This window comes from Zoogloea sp., assembly GCF_041914405.1.
GTDB lineage: Bacteria > Pseudomonadota > Gammaproteobacteria > Burkholderiales > Rhodocyclaceae > Zoogloea.
In genome coordinates this window covers 1-26,513 of record NZ_JAYSDK010000051.1, presented here as the reverse complement: position 1 = coordinate 26,513, position 26,513 = coordinate 1, and the positions used below count along the sequence as shown (strand labels likewise).

The following is a 26,513-nucleotide window of genomic DNA, read 5'->3' as shown; positions in this document are numbered from 1 at the left end:
CTTGCGGGCTTCCTTGGCGTTGGGCACGGTGAAGAAGCGCATCATGATGTGCGGCAGGCCGGCGGTGCCGAAGACCAGGCCGAGGGACAGGGATACCGCGTTGACCGGATCGGCCAGCAGGGAGCCGGGGCCCATGATCTTGCCGCCGTCCTTATGCACTTCCACAGCCTTCTGCGCGGCGGTTTCCAGGCTGAAGCCGAACTGGCTGAGGGCCAGGAACAGCAGCACGGTGCCGCCGAACAGCATCAGGCAGGCCTTGATGATCTGCACCCAGGTGGTGGCGATCATGCCGCCGAAGGTCACGTAGATCACCATCAGCACACCGACGACGATCACCGCGGTGGTGTAGTCGAGGCCGAACAGCAGTTTGATGAGCTGGCCGGCGCCGACCATCTGCACGATCAGGTAGAAGCACACCACGGTCAGCGAGCCGAAGGCGGCGAAGCTGCGGATGGTGCCCTGCTCAAGGCGGTAGGAGGCGATGTCGGCAAAAGTGAACTTGCCCAGGTTGCGCAGGCGCTCAGCCATCAGGAACAGGATCACCGGCCAGCCGACGAAGAAGCCGATGGCGTAGATGAAGCCGTCCAGGCCTTTCGAGAAGGTCATCGCCGACAGGCCCAGCAGGGTTGCCGCGGACATGTAGTCGCCGGCGATCGCCAGGCCGTTCTGGAAGCCGGTGATACCGCCGCCAGCGGTGTAGAAGTCAGCGGTGGACTTGGTGCGGCTGGCCGCCCAGTAGGTGATGCCCATGGTGGCCACCACGAACACGAAGAACATGCCGATGGCGGTCATGTTGAGGGGCTGCTTCTGTACCGCGCCGATGGCGTCGGCGGCGTAGGCGGCGGCACCCATCAGGGTCAGCAGTGCCGCGCCGAGGATTTGCTTGTGTGCGCTCACTTGGTGGCCTCCTGGATGATCTCGTTGTTGAGACGGTCGAATTCACCGTTGGAGCGGCTGACGAACCAGCCGGTGAGCAGCCAGGAGCCGATGATGATGACGGCGCCGATGGGCACCCCGATGGTGAGGGTCGAGCCCGCCGAGATCGGCGTGCGCATCACCTCCGGGGCGAAGGCGACGAGCATCATCATCGCGTAGTAGGTGATCAGCACGACGGCGCTGAGCAGGTAGGCGAAGCGGCTGCGCTTGCCTTCAAGTTCTGAGAAGCGCGGGTTGGCCCGTACTTTTCTGTAGATCTCCGCTGACATATTTACTCCTTTGGAAGGCGTTGAAGGTCTCTGGTTTTTGTAGTTGTATGGGGGTGAGTGCTGTTCTCCCCCCGGTCTTGCTTTTTTTATGGGTACTGCGGGTCTTACATGTTCGGGTAGTTCGGGCCGCCGCCTCCTTCGGGCACTGCCCAGTCAATGTTTTGTGTCGGATCCTTGATGTCGCAGGTCTTGCAGTGCAGGCAGTTCTGCGCGTTGATCTGCATGCGCGGACCGCTGTCGTCTTCGACGATTTCGTACACGCCGGCCGGGCAGTAGCGGGTTTCCGGCGCGTTGTAGAGGGCCAGGTTGGTGGCCACCGGCACCGAGGCGTCCTTCAGGCGCAGGTGGCAGGGCTGGTCTTCGCTGTGATTGGTGGCCGAGATGAACACCGAGGACAGACGGTCGAAGCTGATCTTGCCGTCCGGCTTCGGATAGACGATCGGCGCGCACTCCGAGGCCTTCTTCAGCTGGGTGTGGTCGGCATGGTGGCGCAGCGTCCACGGTGCCCGGCCCTTCAGCAGGAAGGTGTCGATGGCGCTGTAGGCGATCCCGCCCCACAGGCCCCAGCGGAAGCTCGGGCGGATGTTGCGCACGGTGTACAGCTCGTCCCACAGCCAGCTCTTCTTCAGGCGTTCCGGGTAGCCGAGCACTTCGTGGCCGGTCTGCCCTTCGGCGCCGAGGTGGGCGAAGATCGCCTCGGCGGCCTCGATGCCCGACTTCATCGCCATGTGGGTGCCCTTGACCTTCGGCACGTTGAGGAAGCCGGCGGTGTCGCCGACCAGCACGCCGCCGGGGAAGGTGAGCTTGGGCACCGACTGGAAGCCGCCTTCGTTGAGGGCTCGCGCGCCGTAGGCGATGCGTCGGCCACCTTCGAAGTACTTGCGGATTTCCGGGTGGGTCTTGAAGCGCTGGAATTCCTCGTAGGGCGACAGGTGCGGATTGCTGTAGTCGAGGCCGACCACGAAGCCGACCGCAACCTGGTTGTTCTCCAGGTGGTACAGGAATGAGCCGCCATACACGTCGGACGGCACCGGCCAGCCGACGGTATGCACGGTGAGGCCCGGCTGGTGGACTTCGGGGCGGACTTCCCACAGCTCCTTGATGCCGATTCCGTAGGTTTGCGGATCGACACCGTCGCGCAGGTTGAACTTGGTGAACAGGCCCTTGGTGAGGGAGCCGCGGCAGCCTTCGGAGAACACCGTCTGGCGGGCGTGCAGTTCGATGCCCGGCTGGTGGTTGGGGCCGGGCTCACCGTTCTTCTCGAGACCCATGTCGCCGGTGGCGATGCCTTTCACCGAGCCGTCCTCGTGGTAGAGCACCTCGGCGGCGGCGAAGCCCGGGTAGATCTCGACACCCAGTTCTTCGGCCTGCTGGCCGAGCCAGCGCACCACGTTGCCGAGGCTGACGATGTAGTTGCCGTCGTTGTGCATCTGCGGCGGGGTGGGCAGCTTGTAGGCCTTGTCAGTGGTCAGGAAGAGGAAGCGGTCCTCTTTCACCGGGGTGTTGAGGGGGGCGCCGCGTTCCTTCCAGTCGGGGAAGAGTTCTTCCAGGGAACGGGTTTCGATGACCGCGCCGGACAGGATGTGGGCGCCGACTTCGGAGCCTTTCTCGACGACGCACACCGAAAGCTCGCTGCCGGCCTTCTCGGCCAGTTGCTTCAGGCGGATCGCGGTCGTCAGGCCGGAAGGGCCTGCACCGACGATCACCACGTCGTATTCCATCGCGTCACGGGTCATTGCTGCGTTCTCCAGAAATTCAGGTTGCACGTGTCCTGTGGGGGCGAATTCACTCGCCCTCACGGCATGGGTCTCGATCCGAGGGCGAATGAATTCGCCCCCACAGGGGAGAGAGGGGGAGGGGCAACCTCCCCCAGGGTGCTTAGAAGAGGGCTTCTTCCAGGGCCAGCACCGACTCGGCGCCATTCACGATGGCATCCCGGTAGCTGTTGGCTTCGGGGACCACGTGCTGGGCGAAGTAGGCGGCGGTGGCCAGCTTGGCCTTGTAGAAATCGCCGTCGGCCGCATCCAGGCGGGTAGCAGCGATCTGTGCGGAACGGGCCATCAGCCAGCCGCCGACAACGATGCCGGTCAGCTTGAGGAAGGGCACCGAGCCGGCCGCGGCAGCCTGCGGATTGGCGTCGTAGTTGGCGAGCAGCCAGTTGGTGGCTTCGTCCAGCGCGGCGATGCCGGTGCCCAGCGCGTCGGACAGGCCCTTCAGCGTCGCGTTGTCGGAGCCGCGCAGCGCGGAGGCGGTCTCGGCGATTTCGGCGAGCAGTTGCTGCATGCTCTTGCCGCCTTCCTTGGCGGTCTTGCGGCCGATCAGATCGTTGGCCTGGATCGCGGTGGTGCCTTCGTAGATGGTGATGATGCGGGCATCGCGCATGTACTGGGCGGCGCCGGTTTCCTCGATGAAGCCCATGCCGCCGTGCACCTGCACGCCGTTCCAGGTGATGCCCTGGGCGTTCTCGGTGCACCAGCCCTTCACCACCGGGGTCAGCAGTTCGAGGCGACGCTGGTTGGCGGCACGCACGTCGGCGTCCGGGTGGCTCTTGGCGCGGTCCATGCAGCCGGCCACGTAGTAGGCGAGGGCACGGCCCGCTTCGGTGCGGGACTTCATGTCCATCAGCATGCGGCGCACGTCCGGGTGGTGCAGGATGGGCTTCTTCTCGCCGGACTTGTCGCCGATGATCTTGCCCTGGATGCGCTCGCGGGCGTAGGTGAGGGCGTGCTGGTAGCTGCGCTCGGAGACGCCGACGCCTTCCAGACCGACGTTCAGGCGGGCGTGGTTCATCATCGTGAACATGTACTCGAGGCCGCGGTTCGGCTCGCCGACCAGGTAGCCGATGGCGCCGCCCTTGTCACCGAAGGACATCACCGCCGTGGCGCTGCCGTGGATACCCATCTTGTGCTCGATGGAGGCACAGATCAGGTCGTTGCGCTCGCCGAGGCTGCCGTCCGCATTGACGAGGAACTTCGGGGCGATGAACAGAGAGATGCCCTTCACGCCCGGAGGGGCGTCCGGCAGGCGGGCCAGCACGAGGTGGACGATGTTCTCGGCCATGTCGTGCTCGCCCCAGGTGATGAAGATCTTGGTGCCGGTGATTGCGTAGCTGCCATCGCCGCGCGGCTCGGCCTTGGTACGGATGGCGGCGAGGTCGGAGCCGGCCTGCGGCTCGGTGAGGTTCATCGTGCCGGTCCACTTGCCGGACACCATGTTGGGCAGGTAGGTCGCCTTCAGCTCTTCGGAACCGTGGTGGGCAATGGCTTCCACCGCGCCCAGCGTCAGCATTTGGCACAGGGAGAAGGAGATGCTGGCGGATTTCCACATTTCCAGCACGGCGGTGGACACGGTCACCGGCAGGCCCTGGCCGCCGAACTCGGTGGAGGCGGGCATGCCGTTCCAGCCGGTCTCGCAGAAGGAGGCATAGGCTTCCTTGAAACCGTCGGCGGTGGTCACCACGCCGTTGTTCCACTTGTTGCCTTGCTTGTCGCCGACGCGGTTGAGCGGGTCGACGACTTCGGTGGCGAACTTGCCGGCTTCTTCCAGAATGGCCTCGACCAGGTCGGTGGACACTTCCTCGTTGCCGGGCAGGCCGACGATTTCCTGCAGGCCGGCCAGCTCGTTCATGGCGAACAGCATGTCCTTCACGGGGGCGACGTAATTGCTCATGGTGTTTCCTTGCGAATTCGGTAAATGGATTTTTTGCGGGCTGCTTCGGTTGAGTGGGGGCGAATTCATTCGCCCACGAACTTCGCTCAGCCGGCCGGGGGCGAATGAATTCGCCCCCATAAAACGATGCTTACAGTGCGGACGCCAGCTGCGGCACGGCCTCGAAGAGGTCGGCGACGAGGCCGTAGTCGGCCACCTGGAAGATCGGCGCTTCCGGATCCTTGTTGATCGCGACGATCACCTTGGAGTCCTTCATGCCGGCCAGGTGCTGGATGGCACCAGAGATGCCGACTGCCAGGTAAAGCTGCGGGGCGACGATCTTGCCGGTCTGGCCGACCTGATAGTCGTTGGGCACGAAGCCGGCATCGACGGCGGCGCGGGACGCACCGAGGGCGGCGCCGAGCTTGTCGGCCAGGGGCTCCAGCACGGCGCGGTAGTTGTCGCCGTTGCCGAGGCCGCGGCCGCCGGACACGATGATCTTGGCGGCGCCCAGTTCCGGACGGGCGGACACGGTCAGCTCGCGGCCGACCAGCTTGGACAGGCCCAGGTCGGCGCCGGCAGCGATGGCTTCCACAGCGGCGGAGCCGCCTTGAGCTGCGGCGTCGAACGCGGTGGTGCGCACGGTGATGACCTTGATCGGGTCGGCGGACTTGACAGTGGCCAGGGCGTTGCCGGCGTAAATCGGACGCACGAAGGTGTCGGCGGACTCGATGGCGACGATGTCGGAAATCTGGGCCACGTCGAGCAGCGCGGCGACGCGCGGCAGCACGTTCTTGCCGAAGGTGGTGGCAGGGGCCAGCACGTGGCTGTAGCCGCCGGCCTTGATCACGTCCACCAGCAGCGCGGCGAGGTTCTCGGCGCTTTGCTCGGCATAGGCGGCGCCGTCGGCGACCTTGACCTTGGCGACGCCGGCCAGCTTGGCGGCGGCTTCTGCGGCAGCGCCGCAGGCTGCGCCGGCAACCAGCACTTCGATATCGCCACCGAGCTTGACGGCGGCGCTGACGGTGTTGAGGGTAGCGGCCTTCAGGCCGGCGTTGTCGTGTTCGGCAATGACGAGAATGGGCATTTTGTCTCCTGACTCGCTTTCTCTATTCCTGTGGGGGCGAATTCATTCGCCCGTCGTGCGTGGGGCAGCCTTGGAGGGCGAATGAACTCGCCCTCACCGCGGCTTAGATCACCTTCGCTTCGTTCTTGAGCTTTTCGACCAGCTGGGCCACGTCAGCAACCTTGACGCCGGCGCTGCGGGCGGCCGGTTCGACAACCTTCAGGGTGCTCAGGCGCGGGGTCACATCGACGCCCAGGTCAGCCGGCTTGACGGTGTCGAGCGGCTTCTTCTTGGCCTTCATGATGTTCGGCAGCGTGGCGTAACGCGGCTCGTTGAGGCGCAGGTCGGTGGTGATCACCGCCGGCAGGGGCAGGGACAGGGTCTCCAGGCCGCCGTCGATCTCGCGGGTGACGCTGACGCTTTCCGGGCCGACCTCGACCTTGGAGGCGAAAGTGGCCTGGGGCCAGCCGAGCAGCGCGGCGAGCATCTGGCCGGTCTGGTTGGAGTCGTCGTCGATGGCCTGCTTGCCGAGGATCACCAGGCGCGGCTGCTCCTTGTCCACCAGGGCCTTGAGCAGCTTGGCGACGGCCAGCGGCTGCAGGTCGACGTCGGACTCGACCAGGATGCCGCGGTCGGCGCCGATGGCCATCGCGGTGCGCAGGGTTTCCTGGCACTGGGCGACGCCGGCGGAAACGGCGACCACTTCGGTGGCCTTGTTGGCTTCCTTCAGGCGCACGGCTTCCTCGATGGCGATTTCATCGAAGGGGTTCATGGCCATCTTGACGTTGGCCAGCTCGACGCCGGACTGGTCGGCCTTGACGCGGATCTTGACGTTGTAATCGACGACGCGCTTGACGGGCACGAGGATCTTCATGGGTTCTTGTCTCCGATTGTGTTTATTCGATCGCCGAGGCCGACTTGGCCTGCTGGCGCAGCACGAATTTCTGGATCTTGCCGGTGGACGTCTTGGGCAGTACGCAGAACTCCACGTACTTGGGCACCTTGTAGCGGGCCAGGTGCTCGCGGCAGTGGGCGATGATGTCGTCCACCGTCACCTTGGCGTCTTCCTTCACCTCGATGTAGGCGGCCGGCACCTCGCCCCACTTCTCGTCGGGTTTGGCGACCACTGCGGCGGTCAGCACGGCCGGGTGGCGGTACAGCACTTCTTCCACTTCCAGCGAGGAGATGTTCTCGCCGCCGGAGATGATCACGTCCTTGGAACGGTCCTTGATCTTCACGTAGCCGTCCGGGTGCATCACAGCCAGGTCACCGGTGTGGAACCAGCCGCCAGAGAAGGCTTCCTCGGTCGCCTTCTCGTTCTTGAGATAGCCCTTCATGACCAGGTTGCCGCGGAACATGATCTCGCCCATGGTCTCGCCATCGGCGGGGACCGGCTCCATGGTCTGCGGGTCGAGGACGGTGATGCCTTCCTGCATGTGGTAGCGCACGCCCTGGCGGCCGTTGCGCTCAGCGCGCTGGGCGATCGGCAGGTCGTCCCATTCCGGGTGCTTGGCGCACACGGAAGCCGGGCCGTAGGTCTCGGTCAGGCCATACACATGGGTGATGTCGAAGCCGATGCGCTCCATGCCTTCGATGATCGCGGCCGGGGGCGCGGCCCCGGCGATCAGCGCCGACACCTTGTGCTCGATGCCGGCGCGCAGGCCTTCCGGCGCATTGATCAGCATGCCGTGCACGATCGGGGCGCCGCAGAAGTGGGTCACCTTGTGGGTACGGATCAGCTCATAGATCAGCGCCACATCCACCTTGCGCAGGCACACGTTGACGCCGGCGTTGGCGGCCAGGGTCCAGGCGAAGCACCAGCCGTTGCAGTGGAACAGCGGCAGCGTCCACAGATAGACGGCGTGCTGCGGCATGCCCCAGCTGATGATGTTGGAGGCGGAGTTGAGGTAAGCGCCGCGGTGGTGGAAGACCACGCCCTTCGGGTTGCCGGTGGTGCCGGACGTGTAGTTGAGGGCGATTGCATCCCATTCGTCGGCGGGCAGGGACCACTTGAATTCCGGGTCGGCGTCGGCGAGGAAGTCCTCGTACTCGATCTCGCCGAGGCGGGTGTCGCCCGGGTATTCCGGGTCGAGGGCGTCGATGACCAGCGGCTTGGGGCCTTCCAGCAACTCGAGGGCGGCGGCGATGGTGCCGGCGAACTCGGGGTCGGTGATCAGCACCTTGGCTTCGCCGTGGGCCAGCATGAAGGCGATGGCTTCCGGGTCGAGGCGGGTGTTGAGGGTGTTCAGCACTGCGCCGACCATCGGTACGCCGAAGTGGGCCTCGACCATCGCCGGGATGTTGGGCAGCATCACCGCCACGGTGTCGCCGCGGCCGATGCCGCGCTGGGCGAGGGCGCTGGCCAGGCGGCGGCAGCGGCTGTAGGTCTCGCTCCAGGTGAAGCGGCGGGCGCCATGGATCACCGACAGGCGGTTCGGATAGACCTGGGCGCTACGCTCGAGAAAGGACAAGGGCGACAGCGGGACATAGTTGGCGGCGCATTTGTCCAGCCCTTGCTCGTACGGATTGTTCGACACCTGTTTTTTCTCCTCTTGGTTCTTGGCGCCACGACTTGATGAGGCGGTGGCTCTGGGGCCTGTTCTCCGGTGCGGCCTTGTGGGCGGAATCCCGAAGATCGAGGAGAAGGTTCGCAGACAACCTTGTCGGAAGTTTCGTGAAAATGTACTCAATGTTGTCGGCCGTCTCCGCTGCTCGGGACGCTGGCTAAAATCGGATCAGGCAGCATGGAAACAGGACAGCGATGAACGAGCAGGACCGGCCCGAAACCCCCGTCGAGGAACGCATGCCCAGCGGTGAAAACCCCGCGGACGGCGCTCATCCGTCCTTCGACCGGCGCTACCGGGAGATGCTCGGTGCTGGCCTCGACCTGCTCGACCAGGGCGTCACCGTCTTCGACGAGGACTTGCGCATGGTGGCGTGGAACGGCGCCTTCCTGCGCCTGCTCGACTTTCCGCCGGAGCTGGCCAGCCCGGGGGTGTCCTTCGAGGTCTTCATCCGCTACAACGCAGAGCGCGGCGACTATGGTCCCGGCGATCCGGATGTGCAGGTGGCGGAGCGGGTCGCGCGGGCGCGCAGCTTTCTGCCCCACGTCACCGAGCGGGTGCGGCCCAACGGGCAGGTCTTGTCGATTCGCGGCTTTCCGTTGCCGCATCAGGGCTTTATCACGGTGTATACGGACATCACAGAGCAGCGCCAGGCGCAGCAGCAGATCGCCGATCACCAGGCCGAGCTGGAGGCGCACATCCGCGCCCGCACCGAGGAGCTGACCCGCGCCAACGCCGAACTGACCAACGCGATCCAGTCCAACAAGGCGATCACCCAGGCTCTGCAGCGCAGCGAGCAGCGCTTGCGCGAGATCACCGATGCGATTCCCGCGGCCATCGCCTACTTCGACCGCAGCGGCACCTACCGCTATGCCAACAAGGGCTATGCTGAGTGGTTCGGCTGGTCGGCACGGGAGGTGGAGGGCAAGCAGATCCGCGACGTCACCGGACAGGAGGTGTATGAACTCGTCGTTGGTTATCTGGCCCGCGCGCTGGCTGGCGAGCAGGTTTCCTACGAATACACCCTCACCGGCCGCGATGGGATGCCGGCCCGGGCCCGCAGCACGCTGGTGCCGGACATCGGGTCAGACGGCGAGGTGCAGGGCTGTTACGTGCACTCGGTGGATGTCACCGAGCAGCGCCGCACCGAGGCGGCCCTGGCCCAGGCCCAGAAGATGGAAGCCATCGGCCAGCTCACCGGCGGCCTCGCCCACGACTTCAACAACATGCTGACAGTGGTCATCGGCAACCTGGTGGCCCTGAAGGAGAACCACCCTGATGACCCGCTCACCGAGAACTTCGTCGAGCCGGCCATGCAGGCCGCCAACCGCGGTGCCGAGCTGATCCGCCGGCTGCTCGGCTTCGCCCGCCGGCAGCCCCTGGAGCCCCGGCCGGTGGAAGTCAACGAGCTGATCCTCGGCATGTCGAAGCTGATCCGCCGCAGCCTGCCATCCACCATCGGGGTCAGCACGGCCAGCCGCGAGCCCTGTCTGGTGGCGTTGGTGGACGCCCACCAGCTCGAGAACGCACTGCTCAACCTGGCCCTCAATGCCCGCGACGCGATGCCCAATGGCGGTGAGCTGCGCATCGAATCCTCGCTGGAGCAGCTCAGCGTACATGCTGCCGCCGACCTGGAAGTACCACCCGGCGACTACGTGCAGATCGCCGTCAGTGACAATGGCATGGGCATGGACGGTAGCACGCTGGCGCGGGTCTTCGAGCCCTTTTTCACCACCAAGCAGTTCGGTATGGGCAGTGGCCTCGGGATGTCGATGGTGTATGGCTTCGTCAAGCAGTCGGGGGGCGGGGTGCGTATCCGCAGCCGCCAGGCTCGCGGTACCACGGTGGCGCTGCTGCTGCCCAGCATCGCCGAGGATGACCAGCCCGATGTGCTACCGGCCGGTTCTGATGTGAATGCGGCCGACCTGGCCGGCAAGCTGGTGCTGCTTGCCGAGGACGACGTGGACGTGCGCACCGTGGTACGCATGCAGCTTGCCGAGCTGGGCTGCGCGGTGGTGGAAGCCGAGAACGGTGCCGAGGCGGCTGACATGGTGGAGAACATTCCGGCCATCGCGTTGGTGATCTCCGACGTGGTGATGCCCGGCACGATGGACGGGCGGGCCCTGGCGCGCTTCGTGCGGCGCTTTCGTCCGGAGTTGCCGATCGTGCTGATGAGCGGTTTCGCCGAGACCCATGCCAGCGTCGAGGTCGACCCCGACCTGCCGCTGCTGGCCAAGCCCTTCTCCCGCGACAAGCTGCTGGCGGCCTTGCGTCCGCTGGCCGCATGAGCCAAGCTCTCGGGCTATGGCTCATACCCGTCCCCCAGAACTGATCTACGTGGTTGAGGATGAGGCGGCGATTGCCCGCCTCATCGCCGATACGCTGGAAAAATTCGGCTACCGGGCCGAGTTGTTCCGCACCGCCGAGGCTTTCTTTCATGGTCTGCGCCACAAGGCGCCGGAGCTGGTGATCCTCGACCTGGGCCTGCCGGACATGGATGGCATGGCGGTGCTGCAGCAACTGCGCGGCAAGCACGCCTGCGGCCTGCTGGTGCTGACCGGGCGCAGCGACACCTACGACCGGGTGATGGGCCTGGAGCTGGGGGCCGACGACTACGTGGTCAAGCCCTTCGAGCCGCGGGAGCTGATCGCCCGCGTGCGCAGCATCCTGCGCCGCTATCCGGGCCAGGTGGTGCTGCCGGCCGATCCCAGCCAGCGCGTCGCCGAATTTGCCGGCTGGCGCTTCGAGCCGGGCAGCAACACCCTCACCAGCCCCAGTGGCGAACAGGACACCCTCAGCACCGCCGAGGCCCAGCTGCTATCGGTGCTGTTGGCCCACCCCAACCACATCCTGACCCGCGAACAGCTACTCGGCGGCCGCGACGTGTCGGCGCTTGACCGTAGCATCGACCTGCGCGTCTCGCGGCTGCGCCGCCGCTTCGAGGAAAACCCCCAGCACGCCAAGCTGATCAAGACCGTCTACGGCGCCGGCTATCTGCTGGCGGCGACGGTGAACTGGTCCTGAGTCCGTCGCCGGACGTTGTGCATGTCATGGACTGCGACAAATGGTCGCGCCCGCCCTTATCCGTTTCCGTTCAAGCGGCCGGGCGCGCTAAGCTGCGGCCCGGTTCCAACCAAGGAGTTATTTCCGTGCACATCATCCACAAGCTCGCGGGGCTGGCGCTGGCCAGCCTGTTCATCGGCAATGTTGCGGCCGCGGATCTCGAAGTGAAGGATCCCTGGGTGCGCGGCACTGTGCCGGCCCAGAAGGTTACCGGCGCCTTCATGCAGCTCGGCAGCAAGGGCGGCGTCACCATCGTCGGCGCGGCCAGCCCGGCGGCCGGCGTCGTCGAGATCCACGAAATGGCGATGGACGGCGGCGTGATGAAGATGCGTGCAGTAAAGCGCCTCGACGTACAGCCCGGCCAGCCGCTCGAGCTGAAGCCCGGCAGCTACCACGTGATGCTGATCGACCTGAAGAAGCCCCTGGCGGCAGGCGAGGTGGTGCCGATCACGCTGAAGGTGGAAGGCAAGGACAAGAAGACCGAAGCGGTCGAGGTGAAGGCCGAAGTGCGCGCGTTGACCGCCGCGCCGGCAATGGACCACAAACACATGCACTGAAGCCTGGCCGCCGGAGGGCGTCCGGGAGGCCGTCATGGCTGGAGTGACTTCCGGTAACCCAGCGGGGGTTTGCTGTGGTGGGCTCTGTGGGGGCGAATTCATTCGCCCCTGCCGGTGGACCGGCGTCCGCGGGCGAACGAATTTGCCCCTACGGGCGGTGTGCGGCCTCCTCGAACAGGCGGGTGATGGTCTGGCGCAGGCGCTGGGAGGCGCGCGCGTAGTCGCCGCCGGTGACCATGCGGATCGCCTCGTCACGGCGGCCGGCATTGAAGGCCAGCACCGCCTGGCCGGCGTGGCGATGGAATTCGGCGTGGTGGCGGCGCAGTTCGCTGAAGGTGTCGAGGGTGCCGAAACGTTCCTGGCCACGGCCGTAGAGCCAGCGGCCAAGGGTGCTGCGCTTGTCGAGGAAGACCTGGTCGGCGGCGATGGCGGTCGTCTTGGGGCCGAACAGGCGTGCCTCCAGGCGGGCCTTCCAGCGCATGTGGGCCTCGATGGCCTCGATGGCGTCCAGGTCGACGGGGCGGCTGGTCGTTCCGGGCAGGACCGTCAGTGGCTCCTCTTCCCGTTCCCCGTCATTGGTATGCTCGCGGCGGAACCATTTCTTCCAATCCATCCATCGACCTCGCCTGTGTCTCGTGCCCCGGGCCGTCCGGAAGGGACGCGCCGGGTCGCCGAGAGCTTAGTCGATATTTGATTCAGATATCTTCGGCGGATTGCTCCGATTGGGCGGTAGCGAGTACGCCGCTGGTACGCAGCATGGCCTTATAGGCCTTCATGACCGGGCGGGAGATCATCGTCTCGGCGAGCAGGCGCTGCTCGTAGATGCGTTCCACCAAGTCCTCGTCCATGCCCTGGCGGGCACGGGCAATCAGGCGGTGGTCGGTGTCGTCGAGGATGTGGCCGGGGCGGTCCTTCACCGCGTCGTAGATGACGGCGATGATCTCCTTCTCCTGCGGGTTCATCTTGCACTTGCCGTCGAGGATCTTGAGCATCACCGTCGTCGTGCAGTCGATGTCGGTGGGCGTCAGTGCCGCCTGCCGCGCCCAGGCCGCCGCGGGACGCTCAGGCATGGGCCACCTCCAGGCCGCGGAAGGTGGCGCAGCGGGTGAAGGCGGCCAGGTCCGGCGCACAGGCCTTCTGCTTGCAGTACTTGGCGGTCAGCTTGGCGAGGCCCTTGATGTCGCGCCCGCTGGCGTCGGGGAAGAGCACCGCCAGGCGTTCGATCAGCGCCGCGTCGAGGACCAGCCCGAACTGCTCGGCCATCACCTGCCAGATGCGCTGGCGCGCCGCGGCGTCGGGCGAGGCGTACTTGATGAGGGCGATGCAGCGCGACACGATGGCTTCGTCGATATCGTCGATGCGGTTGGTGGTGAGGAACAGCAGGCCGTTGAAGTATTCCAGCACACGCAGGAACACGCCGACCACCGCATTCATCGTGATGTTGTCGTCGCGCCGCTTGATGTACACGTCGGCCTCATCGATGAGCATCACCGCGCCCCAGCGCTGGGCGCGGGTCAGCACCTCCTTCAGCGTCGTCTCCATGGCCGCCACGTTGAGGCCGAGCTGGCCCGAGTGCACCCGGTACAGCGGCCGCCGGATGATTTCGGAATACACCTCGGCGGTGAGGGTCTTGCCGACTCCCGGTGGGCCGGCGCACAGCACCGTGGTGCCGCCGGACTTGCCGGCCACGATGTCGTCCATCAAGAGGTCCATCTCGGCGGTGAGGATGTCGATCAGGTCGGTCTGCTCGGCGGGCAGGATCAGCTTCTGCTTGAGGGCCGGCTTGTACTCGTAGGGGTGGATGTCGCCGACGTGCACCCACAGGTAGTGGTGCAGGTCGAGGTGGAACATCAGGATGAAGAAGTGCACCGGCAGGCTGGTGAACAAGCCCTTGGGCATTGCGTCGCGGGACGCCTCGACCGCGTCGTCGGCCTTGTAGCGCAGGCTTTTGGCGGCGCGGCGCAGGTAGGGGCCGAGGATGTCGCCGGGGGCGTCGAGGGTCAGCACGCGGTCGGACAGGATGCCTTCGTCGTTTACCAGGCGCGCTTCGCCGCCGCTGGAGGACAGGATCACCACGTCCTTGCGTGACCAGTCGGTGTCCCGGTGGCTGGCGGTGGGGTTCTCGGCGTAGAGGGCGGTGCCGCGGCCGGAGAACTGCTCGCCGTAGCGGGCGCGCCAGTCGAAGTAGCGCTCGGCCATGTCGTCGTAGGCGGCGATCAGCTCCGGCGTTTCCTTCAGGTAGCCCTTGGCGGCGAAGATGCCGCCGACCGTGCGGTTGGCGATGTCGCTGGCGACGATGCGGATGTTGCTGGTGACGATCTTGCCGCGGGTGTTGGCCTTCAGTTCGATCAGTACCTTGCCGGTTTCCTCGTTGGAGGCCGGCGTGTAGTCGAGGCGGGTGACCACCCAGGCGGTCGGCTTGCCGGCGCTGGCGGCGCTGAACAGCCAGCCGCGGATCGCGTCGTCGGCCAGGTAGCGGGCGATGGCCGGCACCAGCAGCTCCAGGTCTTCCGATTCGAAGCGCATGCCATCGCCGGCCAGTGCCTTGCGCAGCGTGGAGATCTGCGCGGCGCGGGCGCGCATCTCTGGACCCGCGCCTTCGAAAAGTACTTCGAGGAAATGCAGTTCGTCGTGCTCCATCTGCAGGAAGCTCACTTCGGCGCGGTTGCCGAAGCGCATCTGCTCCAGCAGCCAGGACAGGCGCGGGTGGGCCTGTACCAGGGCCTCGACGAACGGACGTTCGAGCTGCAACTTCATCGGTGATTCCTCCGCATGACTCGGAGGAACTCACGCAAGTTTCGCGCCGCTATGCCGGTACCCGGCCAGCCTGGCTATTTCAGGCTTGCAGAGGGGGCGGGCGATGCCATCCGTGTGGGGAAGCCGACAAGGGCGTGCGTCAATGTGCGGTCTGTCCGCCGGCCAGCGCGTCCACCAGGGCCTGGGCATGGGGCGACAGGGGCAGGTCGCGGCGCACGACGATGGACAAGTCGCGGCTGGCCCACGGTTCGTCTACGTCCACCACCGCGAAGGGGCGCTGGCGGCCGGCGCGCTCAGCCGCCGAGCGCGGCACCAGGCCCAGGCCGACGCCGGCGCCGGCCATGCGGAGCACGGCCTCGAAGCTGCGCACCTCGATGCGTACGTCCAGCCGGCCGCCGGTTTCCGCCACGTAGTTCATCAGCCCTGTATGGAAGGCGCTGCCGGTGTGGAGCATCACGAAGGGCTGGTCGAGGACTTCGGCGATGCGCACCCGGGCCCGCGCCGACACCGGATGGCCGGGTGGGGTGACCAGCACGATGCGGTCCTGCCGGTAGGGGCGGGCGAGCAGCACGTCCGGCGGCACCTCGCCGGCGACCACGCCGATCTCCGTCTCGCCGCTGGCCACGCAGCGCAGGATCTCCGGGCTGGTCATTTCCTTGAGCGTTACGCGGATGTGCGGCTCGGCGCGCAGGAAGTCGCCCAGGTCGTCCGGCAGGAAGCAGTTGATGGCGTTGGTGTTGGCGTACAGGCTGACCTGGGCGCGCACGCCGCGGGCGAAGGGCGACAGGTCTGCGTGCATCTGTTCGAGCTGGGCGAACACCTGGCGGGCGTGGCCGAGTAGCGCCTCGCCGGCGCGGGTGGGGCGCAGGCCACGGGCGTGGCGTTCGAAAAGGGCCACGCCAAGGCTCTCTTCCAGACGGGCCAGGCGATGGCTGGCCGACGACGGGGCCAGGTGGGCGCGGGCTGCGCCACGGGTCAGGCTGGCCTCTTCGGCAATTGCCGCGAAGAGGCGCAGGTCGGTGAGGTCGTAGTGCAAGCTTTCGTCTCCGGCGAACACAGCCCCCGGATCTTACCAATTCCCCCCGTTGCAATCCGGTGGCCTAATGGGGGCCGTTCCATTTTGTCGAATGCTCATGAACCCCGGTCACCGTGTCGGGCTCATCTTCGCCGTTCTCGGCGCGGTGGGCTTTTCCTTCAAGGCCATCCTGATCAAGCTGGCCTATCCCTACGGCGTGGATGCGATCACCCTGCTGGCCCTGCGCATGGGCATGTCGTTGCCCTTCTTCATCGCCCTCGGCTGGCAGGACCAGCGCCGCCGCCAGCCGGAAGCGCTGACCCGGCGGGATGTGCTGTTGCTGCTCGGCCTCGGCACCTCGGGCTACTACCTGGCGAGCTACCTGGACTTCCTCGGCCTGCACTACATCTCGGCGGCCCTCGAACGGTTGATCCTGTTCGCCTACCCGACGCTGGTGGTAGTGCTGTCGGCGCTCTTCCTCGGCAAGCCGATCACCCGCCGGGCGATGGCCTGCATCGCGCTGTGCTATTCGGGGATTGCGCTGGCGGTGGCCCACGACCTGACGATCACCGGCACCGCCCGTGATGTGTGGATCGGCGGCAGCCTGGTGTTCGCCAGCGCGGTGTCCTACGCGCTGTACCTGATGGGCAACGGCCAGGCGGTGGTGCGCCTGGGCGCGGCGCGTACCACGGCGTGGGCGAGCACTGCCGCCTGCGTGCTGTGCCTGGCCCATTTCGCGCTGACCCGACCTCTTGGCCTGCTGGTGCAGCCGGCCCCCGTGCTGCTGCTGGCGGCGGCGATGGCGCTGTTCTCTACGGTCTTGCCGGTGTGGATGGTGTCGGAGGCGATGCGCCGGCTGGGCGCGGGGCCGGTGTCGCTGATCGGCACCCTCGGGCCGGTGATCACCCTGTTCCTTGGCTGGCTGATCCTTGCCGAGCCGATCGGGTTGTTCCAGCTGCTCGGCGGTTCGCTGGTGGTGGCGGGGGTGGTGCTGGTGGGGAAAAAGGGCTGACCTGTCTCGGCCGGCGGGGCGGACCCGCCGGCCGGCTGCTCAGTCGTGCTTTGCGGCGACGATGCGGTAGCAGGGGTTGTACTTCTTGCCGGGCAGTTTCATGCGGCCTTGGGCCACGAAGGAGGCCATCAGTTCGTCCATCGGGCCCATGATCGCCGGGTCGCCGTGGATCTCGAAGCTGCCGTGCTTCTCGATCTCGCGGATGCCTTCGTCCTTCACGTTGCCGGCCACCACGCCGGAGAAGGCACGCCGCAGGTTGGCGGCCAGCAGGTGGGCCGGCTGTTCCTTGTGCAGCTTGAGGCCGCGCATGCGTTCGTGGGTCGGGCGGAAGGGCTGCTGGAACTCGTGCTCGATGCGCAGCAGCCAGTTGAAGTAGTAGGCATCGCGTTTCTCCTTGCGGAAGCTGCGCACCTGCTCGACGCCGCCCTTGATCTCCCGGGCCACCCGCGCCGGGTCGTCGATGATGATCTTGTAGCGTTGGCGCGCCGCGTCGCCGAGGGTTTCGGCGATGAAGCGGTCGATGCGCACGAAGTACTCCTCGGCGCTCTTCGGGCCGGTGAACACCAGCGGGAAGGGGATCGCCGCGTTGTCCGGGTGGAGCAGGATGCCCAGGATGTAGAGGATTTCCTCGCAGGTGCCGACCCCGCCGGGGAAGACCACGATGCCGTGGCTGGTGCGCACGAAGGCTTCCAGGCGCTTTTCCACGTCGGGCAGGATGACCAGCTCGTTCACCACCGGGTTGGGCGCCTCGGCGGCGATGATGCCCGGCTCGGTGAAGCCCAGGTAGCGGCCGCCCTTGATGCGCTGGGTGGCGTGGGCGATGGCGGCGCCCTTCATCGGCCCCTTCATGGCGCCGGGGCCGCAGCCGGTGCAGATGTCCATGCCGCGCAGGCCGAGCTGGTAGCCGACCAGCTTGGTGTAGTCGTATTCCTCCCGGTTGATCGAGTGGCCGCCCCAGCACACCACCACGTTGGGCTGGGTGATTGGCTGCAGCACGTTGGCGTTGCGCAGGATGTGGAACACCGCGTCGGTGACGCCGGCCGAGGTGCTGAGGTCGAACTTGGGGTTGCCGTTGATCTCGTTGCCCACATAGACCACATCGCGCAGCACGGCGATCAGGTGCTCCTGGATACCGCGGATCATGCGCCCGTCCACGAAGGCGCTGGCCGGCGCACCGTGGATGTCCAGCTTGATGCCGCGGGCCCGCTGCTGCACGCGGATGTCGAAGTTGCGGTAACGCTCCAGCAGCTCCTTGCCGTCGTCCATCTCGTTGCCGCAGTTGAGCACCGCCAGCGAACAGTTGCGGTACAGGGTGTTCAGGGCGCTGTCGCCCTGGGTCGACAATTTGGCGGCCTCCGAGCTGGACAACACCTCCAGGCGCCCGGTGGGGGAGACTTGCGTGTCTACGGTTTCGTATTCCATGGCTGCGCTCTCATTGTCGTTGGGGGACCGGAACGGCAGCCTGCGAGACGTGAGCCTTCCCCCTGGCTGCCGGTGCGGCGCCGCTCGGGAGAGGTCGGACGACCGGCCGCGCTGGCCGGTGCGGGGGCAATGCGACACCCGTCCGAATCCAGAACAAGGCGACGCTCTGTGGGGCATCTTAACGTAGGGATATTCGTCCGGGAAAGCGACGCATCTCACGAAAGGGGCGCCGGGCCTTGCTTCGGGCCTGTCTGGCGGAGCCGATCGGGGTGCCTCTGTGTGCTATGGGCATAGTCGTGGCCGCTCCACATCCCGGCCCGCTGGCCCTGTTCGAGCAGATCGAGGTGGAGTGCTGCTGAGCGCCGCGCTCAGCTGGCGAAGACCAGGCAGGCGCGCCCCATGTCCTTGGCCCGGTACATCGCGTTGTCGGCGCTCTTCATCAGGCTGACGTCGTCCTCGCCGTGCTCCGGGAACAGGCCGATGCCGATGGAGGCGGAGATCTGCAGCTGCAGTCCGTCCACCTCGAAGGGGTGGGACAGGGCGCTGAGGATGCGTTCGGCGACACGCCGGGCGTCCACCGGCGCGTCGATATGAGGCAGCAGCACGACGAACTCGTCGCCGCCCATGCGCGCCAGGGTGTCCGCTTCGCGCAGGCATTCGCGCATGCGCGCAGCGGCGGCGATCAGCAGCTTGTCGCCGATGGCGTGGCCGTAGGCGTCATTCACCGGCTTGAAGCGGTCGAGGTCCACGAACATCAGGCTGGCCTGCGTGCGTTCCCGGCGGGCCCGCGCCAGCGCCGACTGAAGGCGGTCGGCGAACAGCGCCCGGTTGGGCAGGCGGGTCAGCGGGTCGTGCTGGGCCATGTGGCGCATGCGCTCCTCGCTTTCCCGCAGTTCGCGGGTCATCGACTGGGCGTGGGTGAAGGCCCGGCTGCGGCCGGTGACCAGCTGCCACGTCAGCAGCGCCAGCAAAAGGCTCACGCCGGTGCCGGCTACCGCGATGATCCGCGTCGAGCCAAGGCCGCGCTGCTGCTCGAACTCCGGCGTGCTGCGGATGGCCAGGGTCCACTTGTGCTGGGGAAAGCTGATGTACTGGAGCGTGGCGAAGCGCGGCGTGGCCTGTTCCTCGGTTTCGCTCCGGGGGTGGGAGTCGAAGATCAGGTCTTCGGGGTTGGTGTGGCTGCCGTCGTAGATACGCAGCGCGAGGCCGGGGATGCCTTCCCCGTACAGGCTGGCCATCATCGCCTCAAGCCGGAAGGCCACATGCACCCAGCCGCGCAGGGCCTGGCGGCGTGCCTCTGGCGTGCCGATGGGCTGGTCCTTGGCATACAGGGCTTGGTACATGGCGAAGCCGGACTGCCGGGGGACGTCATGCACCAGCAGGGTGATCTTGCGGGTCATCGCGGCGGTGCCGGCATCCCGCGCCTGCTGCATCGCGGCTCGGCGCAGGGGATCGACATACATGTCGCGTCCGATGGCGGCCCGGTTGCCCGGCGTGTCGGGCGCGACGTAGGCGATCGGGGTCGGGGCGTCGTCGGCGTGCCCTTTTGGCCAGGGCGTGTAGGCCATGATCTGCAGGCCGGCAAAATCGGCGCCATTGGTCAGCACGTTGACGTAGCGCTGGAAGTCCACGTCGCTGACGTGGCTGGAGGCTTCGAACAGGCCGCGGGTGCCACGCAGCATCTGCTCGCAGGCGGCCAGGCGCTGTTCAATACGGCTGGTGGTCTGGCGCACATTGAAATCAAACTGGGTGCGCAGATTGGCGTCGAGGCCCTGGCGCTCGTGCAGCCACAGCCAGCCGGTCATGCATAGCGAGGCCAGTCCGACGCAGACGGGCAGCAGCCGTTCGAGGTGGCGCAGGGAAAGTCTCACGGATGCTGCCCTGGCGGCTGCGCCGACGCACTCACCAGGCGCGGGCTGTCACTCGGTGCGACGGTGGGGCGCGGGAGACCGGACTGACGGTTTTTCCTCAAACTGCAAATCTCCGTTCTTCTTGTTGTGAGCGGGATCGAAGGTTGGGTGAAGTACTAGATTTGCAGTATTTGAGATTTTCATATGCGGCACTATTAACTTTGGCACTCTTTGCGAAAAGTCAGGAATGCTGCTGCAGGTAGAGTTGCTCCACTTCGGCTCGGGCCCATGGGGTCCGACGCAGGAACTTCAGGCTGGATGAGATGCTGGGTTCGTTGTTGAAACAGCGCAGCGGGATCCGCGCGCCGAGACCCTGCCAGCCGTATTGGGCGACGAGTTCGGTCAGCATGCGCTCCAGGGTGACGCCGTGCAGGGGATTGTTGGGCTGGGTGCTCATGGGTATCGGATGGTGGCCAGCCGCGCACTTTGGGCTACTCCGACGTCTATGCCAAGCCTGGAAAACCCTGTTTGCCCCTTGAGTATTCCAGCTGTGCTCTCTTATGCTGCTTGGGTTTGATGCCATTCGGATCAGTCTCGCGGCGCCTGGCCGCGGCACTCCGCCCACCCATGCGCGTTGCCATCCTCTATCCGCTGTTCGTTCTTGCCGCCTGGACCTTCCTGATCCTGGTGCTCATCGCCGTCCGCCGGCTCGGTGCCGGCTTTGCCGGCCGGGTCCATGTGTCCGATTTCCGTTTCGGCGAATCGGCAAAGGTGCCATCCGACGTGTGCCTGCCCAACCGGAACTACATGAACCTGCTGGAGCTGCCGGTGCTCTTCTACGTGCTGGGGCTGCTGTGCTACGTGACCGGCCAGCATTCGCCGCTGCAGCTGGGGCTGGCCTGGGCCTACGTGGGGCTGCGGGTGGTGCACAGCCTGATTCACCTGGGCTACAACAACGTCTATCACCGCCTGGCGGCCTTCGCCCTCAGCAACGGAGTGCTGCTGGCCGCCTGGTTGCTGGCGGCCATCGGTCTGCCTCTGGATTGAAGGCCGACTGGCCTCAGGCCTTGTCGCGCTTGGCGGCCCACACGGCCATGCCGATGCCGGCGAGGATCATCGGCAGGGACAGCCACTGGCCCATCGACATGCCGAAGGTCAGCAGGCCGAGGAAATCGTCCGGCTCGCGGCCGAATTCGGCGATGAAGCGGAAGCAGCCGTAGCCGATCAGGAAGGCCGCCGAGATCAGGCCACGAGGCCGCGGCTTGGCGGAGAACCACCACAGGATCAGGAACAGGCTGACCCCTTCCAGCGCGAACTGGTAGAGCTGGGACGGGTGGCGCGGCAGGTTGTCCACCTGCGGGAAGATCATCGCCCACGGCACGTCGGTGACGCGCCCGACCAGTTCGCCGTTGATGAAGTTGCCGAGGCGCCCGGCAGCGAGGCCGAGGGGCACCAGCGGGGCGATGAAGTCGGTGACGGCCAGCCACGGCCGGTGGGTCTTGCGGCCGAACAGCCACATGGCCGCCAGCACGCCGAGGAAGCCGCCGTGGAAGGCCATGCCGCCCTGCCACACGGCGAGGATCTCGGCCGGGTGGCTCAGGTAGTAGGTCGGCTTGTAGAACAGCACGTAGCCGAGACGGCCGCCGAGGATCACTCCGAGCACGCCATAGAACAGCAGGTCGTCGATCTGCTGCGCGTCCCAGCCCAGCTCTGGCCGCCGCCGGGCATGAACCCGGCCGAGGGCCACGAAGAGGATGAAGGCGACGAGGTACATCAGGCCGTACCAGCGTACCGCGAGGGGGCCGATGGCGATGGCGATGGGGTCGAACTGGGGATGGACGAGCATGGATTTCTTGCTTGGGACGATGGGTTAAGGGCGCGTTGCGGGGACGTGGCGCTGACGGTGGGTGGCGTGCTGGCCGCCCGGCATCTGTTAGCCGTGGTCCTGTACCCTCACTGGAACTGCTTGCGGAATTCCTCGAATTCGTTGGTCAGCCATTCCAGCTGCTGACGCAGACGGCGAACCTCCTCTTCGAGTTCCCCAACGCGGCTGCCGCGGGGGGCTGCCTGCTCCGCGGCCTCGAAGCTGTGGCTCTGCTGGGCAGCGTCCTCGCCGCTCATCAGGTGGGTGTAGCGGGCTTCCTTGGTCCCGGGCGCCTTCGGTAGCTGGATGACCATCGGCGGGTACTTGTCGCCGAGCTTCTCCAGGATCTCCTCGACCTCGGCCGGCGTGCCGAAAGCGTGCATGCGCTCGCAGCGGGCGCGGATTTCGCCAACGGTCTGGGCGCCGCGCAGCATCAGGATGGCCAGCACGGCCTGCATCGGTGGCGTGAGGGAATGGCGCAGGCGGATCTGGTGCTCCCACTTGGCGACCCGGGCGCCGGCCTGGTGGCGCTGACTCACCAGGCCGCGCTCGGCGAGGCGGTCGAGGGTGGCCAGCACGGTGGCTTCAGACAGGTTCATCACCGGTTCGCGGCCGGTGAGCTGGTTGCAGCCTGTGACCAGCGCATTGACCGACAGCGGGTAGGTATCGGGGGTGACGAAGGATTTCTCGATCAGGACCGCCAGCACGCGGACCTCGAAATCGTCCAGATCGAAGCCGGCTTTGCTGTCGGGGGCATCGGCGGGAAGGTCGGGCGTGGTGTCGGTCATGATGGGCTTCCAGTTCGTCGCGAGGCCGCCATGATAGCCGAGCGCGGGTGTCGACCCGATGGCAGCAGGATGTCGGTGGTCCCAAGGAAACGTCGGACCGCCCCAAATCTATTTGCCCCCCGTGGGGGGCGGGCCGGGCGCAGCCCGGCCCTGGGGGCGCTCAATTGGCGCCGTGGCACTTCTTGTACTTGCGGCCGCTGCCGCAGGGACAGGGGTCGTTGCGGCCGACCTTGGCGCCGTCGCGGACGATGGGCTCGCGGATCGCGCCGAGAGGGATCGGCGCCAGCGCCACCGGCGGCATGTGGTGGATGTCCGGCCAGGCGGCGATTTCCGGGCGCAGGTCGTCGATCAGGCCGTGGCCGGCGTCGCGCAGGGCCGCCAGCGCATCGGCGGGCTTGCGGCGGATGTCGTCCTCCAGCTGCTCGGCGTCCACGTAGCTGTCGTCGATGAGGCCGGCGGCGAACCATTCGTGGATTGTCGGCAGTTGTTCGACGGCGCCCAGGTCGGCCAGGTGGGTGACGAGTTGGTCAAGCAGCGGGAAGTCGTCGCCGCGCTCGGGGTCGTCCTGCAGGGCCTGGGCTTCGCGGGCGCCGAAGTCGGCGAGGAAGTCTACCACCGGTGCCCGCGGGGTGAGTCCTTCCAGGGCGGCGAGGCTCATCGCCTCCAGCGCGGCGGCGCGGGCCCAGCGGCTGGCGCCGTCGTCGTCGGCCAGCGCGGTGAGCGGGGCCAGTTCGCCGTTGCAGGTGGAGGCCAGCGCACGGCCGTAGCTGTCATGGACGAGCTGGCCGAACAGGGTGTCCACCTGGCTCTCGTCCAGATGGCCCAGCTCGGCCAGGGGCCGGTAGGCGCGGGTGTCGCGCCAGCGGGCGAGGAGCAGCATCGCGTAGAGGTGCAGCACGTAGCCGTCGGCCTGGGCCGGGGTCGGGTCGGCGGCCAGCGCCTCCAGCTCGGCCACCAGCAGCGGGGCGATCTCGTCCCGGTGGGCATCGGCGAGCCCGAGGGCTGCCAGCGGCAGCGGCGTAGCCAGGTATTCGAGTTGCGGGCGGAGGGAGGACCAGAGTTCGGACATGGCGCGATGGGAATCTACGACGGGTAATCAGTGTACTGGATGCCGCCCCCGGCCGTGAGGCGGGGGTGGATGGAGGAGGCGGGTGCTCAGGCGCCGGGCAGCAGCTTGGCCAGGTAGCGGCCGGTGTGGCTGGCGGGGTTGGCGGCCAGGGTTTCCGGCGTGCCGCTGCCGACCAGGGTGCCGCCGCCGTTGCCGCCTTCGGGGCCCATATCGAGCAGCCAGTCGGCAGTCTTGATGACGTCCAGGTTGTGCTCGATGACGACGATGGTGTTGCCGTGGTCGCGCAGGCGGTGCAGCACCGACAGCAGCAGCTCGATGTCGGCGAAGTGCAGGCCGGTGGTGGGTTCATCCAGGATGTACAGGGTGCGGCCGGTGTCGCGCTTGGACAGCTCCAGCGCCAGCTTGACCCGCTGGGCTTCGCCGCCGGACAGGGTGGTGGCGCTCTGGCCGAGGCGGATGTAGCCGAGGCCGACCTGCATCAGGGTGTCCAGCTTGCGGGCGACGATGGGCACGGCGTTGAAGAACTCCAGCGCCTGCTCGACCGTCATCTCCAGCACTTCGTAGATGGTCTTGCCCTTGTAGCGGATCTCCAGCGTTTCCCGGTTGTAGCGCTTGCCGTGGCAGATGTCGCAGGGCACGTACATGTCGGGCAGGAAGTGCATCTCGACCTTGATCAGGCCGTCGCCCTGGCAGGCCTCGCAGCGGCCGCCCTTGACGTTGAAGCTGAAGCGGCCGGGGCCGTAGCCACGGGCCTTGGCTTCCGGCACGCCGGAGAACAGGTCGCGGATCGGCGTCAGTAGGCCGGTGTAGGTGGCCGGGTTGGAGCGCGGCGTGCGGCCGATCGGGCTTTGATCGACGTTGATGACCTTGTCGAAGTGGTCCAGGCCGTGGATGTCGACGCACGGTGCCGCCTCGATGCTGCTGCCGTTCACGTGGCGTGCCACGTGGGCGTAGAGGGTGTCGTTGATCAGCGTGCTCTTGCCCGAGCCGGACACGCCGGTGACGCAGGTGAACAGGCCGACCGGGATGTCGATGGTGACGTCCTTCAGGTTGTTGCCGCTGGCGCCCTCGATGCGCAGGTATTTGTCCGGGTCGGCCGGATGGCGCTTGGCCGGCACGGCAATGCTGCGGCTGCCGGACAGATAGGCACCGGTCAGCGAATCCGGGTGGGCGGCGATCGCTGCCGGCGTGCCTTCGGCGATCACCTGGCCGCCGTGCTCGCCGGCACCGGGGCCCATGTCGACCACGTAGTCGGCCATGCGGATGGCGTCCTCGTCGTGCTCGACGACGATCACCGTGTTGCCCATGTCGCGCAGGCGGCGCAGGGTGTCGAGCAGGCGGTCGTTGTCGCGCTGGTGCAGGCCGATGGACGGTTCGTCGAGCACGTACATCACACCGGTGAGGCCGGAGCCGATCTGGCTGGCCAGGCGGATGCGCTGAGCCTCGCCGCCCGACAGGGTGTCGGCGGAGCGGTCGAGGGACAGGTAGTCGAGGCCGACGTTGATCAGGAACTGCAGGCGCGACGAAATCTCGCTGACGATCTTCTCGGCCACTTGGGCGCGCTGGCCGGCGAGGCGCAGGCCGTCGAAGAAGCTCTTGCACTGGGCCAGCGGCAGGCGGCTGACCTCCGACAGGTTGCGCTCGCCGATCAGCACGTAGCGTGCCTCGGTGCGCAGGCGGCTGCCGCCGCAGGCCGGGCAGGGGCAGTTGGCGCGGTACTTGGACAGTTCCTCGCGCACCGCGATGGAGTCGGTCTCCTTGAAGCGCCGCTCCAGGTTGGGGATGATCCCCTCGAAGGCGTGTTCCTTCAGCACTGGCTTGCCGCCGTCGGACAGGTAGCGGAAGGCGATCTTCTCCTTGCCGGAACCGTTCAGCACCACCTCGCGGGTGTCCGCCGGCAGTTCCTCGAAGGGCGTGTCGATGTTGAAGCCGTAGTGGTCGGCCAGGCTGGCCAGCAGCTGGAAGTAGAACTGGTTCCGACGGTCCCAGCCGCGGATCGCGCCGGAAGCCAGTGACAGCTCGGGATGGGCGACGACCCGCTGCGGGTCGAAAAAATCCACGTTGCCGAGGCCGTCGCACTTGGGGCACGCGCCCATCGGGTTGTTGAAGGAGAACAGCCGCGGCTCCAGTTCGGCCAGCGCGAAGCTGCACACCGGGCAGGCGAATTTGGCCGAGAACAGGTGCTCCTTGCCGGAGTCCATCTCCACCGCGATGGCGCGGCCCTCGGCGTGGGTCAGCGCCGTCTCGAAGGATTCGGCGATGCGCCCGCGCAGGTCCTGGCGCACCTTCAGGCGGTCGACGACCACCTCGATGTCGTGGCGGCGGTTCTTGTCCAGCACGGGCAGGTTGTCCAGCTCATGCACGATGCCATCCACGCGCACCCGCACGAAGCCCTGGGCGCGCAGCTCGACGAACAGGTCGGCCTGCTCGCCCTTGCGGCCGCTGATCACCGGGGCGACGATCATCAGCTTGGTTTCCTCCGGCAGCGCCAGCACCGCGTCCACCATCTGCGACACGCTCTGGGCTTCCAGCGCGTGCTCCGGGTGGTCGGGGCAGTGCGGCGTGCCGGCGCGGGCGTAGAGCAGGCGCAGGTAGTCGTGGATTTCGGTGACCGTGCCCACCGTCGAGCGCGG

General features: G+C 66.8%; 22 protein-coding genes and 1 pseudogene. 5 read left to right on the top strand and 18 right to left on the bottom strand.

Translation table 11 applies throughout. The annotated features are described in order from the left end of the window. The 7 genes and pseudogenes from ACE3RX_RS21690 to ACE3RX_RS21660 all read right to left on the bottom strand — a co-directional run. Positions 1-852, bottom strand: a pseudogene (locus tag ACE3RX_RS21690) (cation acetate symporter); the annotation flags it as partial. Between the two features lie 41 nt (positions 853-893). After that, positions 894-1,205, bottom strand: coding sequence for a DUF485 domain-containing protein (locus ACE3RX_RS21685; RefSeq protein WP_374487055.1), 312 nt, complete (start codon positions 1,203-1,205; stop codon positions 894-896). Between the two features lie 104 nt (positions 1,206-1,309). Next, positions 1,310-2,941 (bottom strand): electron transfer flavoprotein-ubiquinone oxidoreductase, encoded by a 1,632-nt coding sequence (locus ACE3RX_RS21680; protein WP_374487054.1) that lies wholly within the window; start codon positions 2,939-2,941, stop codon positions 1,310-1,312. Positions 2,942-3,083: 142 nt separating this feature from the next. After that, positions 3,084-4,874, bottom strand: a complete 1,791-nt coding sequence (locus ACE3RX_RS21675; RefSeq protein ID WP_374487053.1) for an acyl-CoA dehydrogenase C-terminal domain-containing protein — start codon at positions 4,872-4,874, stop codon at positions 3,084-3,086. Between the two features lie 130 nt (positions 4,875-5,004). Further along, positions 5,005-5,940, bottom strand: coding sequence for an electron transfer flavoprotein subunit alpha/FixB family protein (locus ACE3RX_RS21670; protein ID WP_374487052.1), 936 nt, complete (start codon positions 5,938-5,940; stop codon positions 5,005-5,007). Between the two features lie 103 nt (positions 5,941-6,043). Then, positions 6,044-6,793 (bottom strand): electron transfer flavoprotein subunit beta/FixA family protein, encoded by a 750-nt coding sequence (locus tag ACE3RX_RS21665; protein ID WP_374487051.1) that lies wholly within the window; start codon positions 6,791-6,793, stop codon positions 6,044-6,046. Positions 6,794-6,815: 22 nt separating this feature from the next. After that, positions 6,816-8,456, bottom strand: coding sequence for an acyl-CoA synthetase (locus ACE3RX_RS21660; RefSeq protein ID WP_374487050.1), 1,641 nt, complete (start codon positions 8,454-8,456; stop codon positions 6,816-6,818). Positions 8,457-8,680: 224 nt separating this feature from the next. Between ACE3RX_RS21660 and ACE3RX_RS21655 the strand changes: the two genes are divergently transcribed. The 3 genes from ACE3RX_RS21655 (at position 8,681) to ACE3RX_RS21645 (ending at position 12,103) form a co-directional block, all read left to right on the top strand. Further along, positions 8,681-10,771 carry a PAS-domain containing protein gene (locus tag ACE3RX_RS21655; RefSeq protein ID WP_374487049.1) on the top strand — a complete coding sequence of 697 codons (2,091 nt, stop codon included), beginning with the start codon at positions 8,681-8,683 and terminating at the stop codon, positions 10,769-10,771. A gap of 16 nt (positions 10,772-10,787) precedes the next feature. Further along, complete coding sequence (locus ACE3RX_RS21650; RefSeq protein ID WP_374487048.1) at positions 10,788-11,507, top strand: response regulator transcription factor; 720 nt, start codon at positions 10,788-10,790, stop codon at positions 11,505-11,507. Between the two features lie 125 nt (positions 11,508-11,632). Then, positions 11,633-12,103, top strand: a complete 471-nt coding sequence (locus ACE3RX_RS21645) for a copper chaperone PCu(A)C (RefSeq protein WP_374487047.1) — start codon at positions 11,633-11,635, stop codon at positions 12,101-12,103. Between the two features lie 148 nt (positions 12,104-12,251). Here ACE3RX_RS21645 and ACE3RX_RS21640 read toward each other — a convergent pair whose 3' ends face one another. The 4 genes from ACE3RX_RS21640 to ACE3RX_RS21625 form a co-directional block, all read right to left on the bottom strand. Further along, positions 12,252-12,716, bottom strand: coding sequence for a CZB domain-containing protein (locus ACE3RX_RS21640; RefSeq protein ID WP_374487046.1), 465 nt, complete (start codon positions 12,714-12,716; stop codon positions 12,252-12,254). A gap of 82 nt (positions 12,717-12,798) precedes the next feature. Next, the gene (locus ACE3RX_RS21635; protein WP_374487045.1) at positions 12,799-13,173 is read right to left on the bottom strand and encodes a hypothetical protein; all 375 of its coding nucleotides are present in this window, start codon (positions 13,171-13,173) and stop codon (positions 12,799-12,801) included. After that, entirely contained in the window at positions 13,166-14,860 is a 1,695-nt protein-coding gene (locus ACE3RX_RS21630) for an AAA family ATPase (protein WP_374487044.1), read from the bottom strand. The genes ACE3RX_RS21635 and ACE3RX_RS21630 overlap by 8 nt, the downstream gene beginning before the upstream one ends. A gap of 139 nt (positions 14,861-14,999) precedes the next feature. Beyond that, positions 15,000-15,896, bottom strand: a complete 897-nt coding sequence (locus tag ACE3RX_RS21625; RefSeq protein ID WP_374487043.1) for a LysR family transcriptional regulator — start codon at positions 15,894-15,896, stop codon at positions 15,000-15,002. A gap of 97 nt (positions 15,897-15,993) precedes the next feature. On the opposite strand from ACE3RX_RS21625, the gene ACE3RX_RS21620 reads away from it, so the two are divergent. Then, positions 15,994-16,887: a DMT family transporter gene (locus tag ACE3RX_RS21620; RefSeq protein ID WP_374487042.1), complete on the top strand. Its 894-nt coding sequence runs from the start codon at positions 15,994-15,996 to the stop codon at positions 16,885-16,887. Positions 16,888-16,926: 39 nt separating this feature from the next. On the opposite strand, the gene ppnN is transcribed toward ACE3RX_RS21620, so the two are convergent. The 3 genes from ppnN to ACE3RX_RS21605 form a co-directional block, all read right to left on the bottom strand. Continuing rightward, on the bottom strand, positions 16,927-18,309 hold the full coding sequence (gene ppnN, locus ACE3RX_RS21615) for a nucleotide 5'-monophosphate nucleosidase PpnN (protein WP_374487041.1): 1,383 nt from the start codon (positions 18,307-18,309) through the stop codon (positions 16,927-16,929). A gap of 368 nt (positions 18,310-18,677) precedes the next feature. After that, positions 18,678-20,180, bottom strand: coding sequence for a diguanylate cyclase domain-containing protein (locus ACE3RX_RS21610; RefSeq protein WP_374487040.1), 1,503 nt, complete (start codon positions 20,178-20,180; stop codon positions 18,678-18,680). A gap of 220 nt (positions 20,181-20,400) precedes the next feature. Then, complete coding sequence (locus ACE3RX_RS21605; protein WP_374487039.1) at positions 20,401-20,616, bottom strand: VF530 family DNA-binding protein; 216 nt, start codon at positions 20,614-20,616, stop codon at positions 20,401-20,403. A 170-nt stretch (positions 20,617-20,786) separates the two neighbouring features. Between ACE3RX_RS21605 and ACE3RX_RS21600 the strand changes: the two genes are divergently transcribed. Next, positions 20,787-21,206 (top strand): MAPEG family protein, encoded by a 420-nt coding sequence (locus tag ACE3RX_RS21600; RefSeq protein WP_374487038.1) that lies wholly within the window; start codon positions 20,787-20,789, stop codon positions 21,204-21,206. Between the two features lie 13 nt (positions 21,207-21,219). On the opposite strand, the gene lgt is transcribed toward ACE3RX_RS21600, so the two are convergent. The 4 genes from lgt to uvrA form a co-directional block, all read right to left on the bottom strand. Continuing rightward, complete coding sequence (lgt, locus tag ACE3RX_RS21595) at positions 21,220-22,005, bottom strand: prolipoprotein diacylglyceryl transferase (RefSeq protein WP_374487037.1); 786 nt, start codon at positions 22,003-22,005, stop codon at positions 21,220-21,222. Between the two features lie 107 nt (positions 22,006-22,112). Beyond that, on the bottom strand, positions 22,113-22,811 hold the full coding sequence (locus ACE3RX_RS21590) for a YceH family protein (protein ID WP_374487036.1): 699 nt from the start codon (positions 22,809-22,811) through the stop codon (positions 22,113-22,115). Between the two features lie 160 nt (positions 22,812-22,971). Then, on the bottom strand, positions 22,972-23,880 hold the full coding sequence (locus ACE3RX_RS21585) for a DUF1186 domain-containing protein (protein ID WP_374487035.1): 909 nt from the start codon (positions 23,878-23,880) through the stop codon (positions 22,972-22,974). An 86-nt stretch (positions 23,881-23,966) separates the two neighbouring features. Next, positions 23,967-26,513 (bottom strand): excinuclease ABC subunit UvrA (uvrA, locus tag ACE3RX_RS21580; RefSeq protein WP_374487034.1); only part of this gene is annotated, 2,547 nt, incomplete at its 5' end.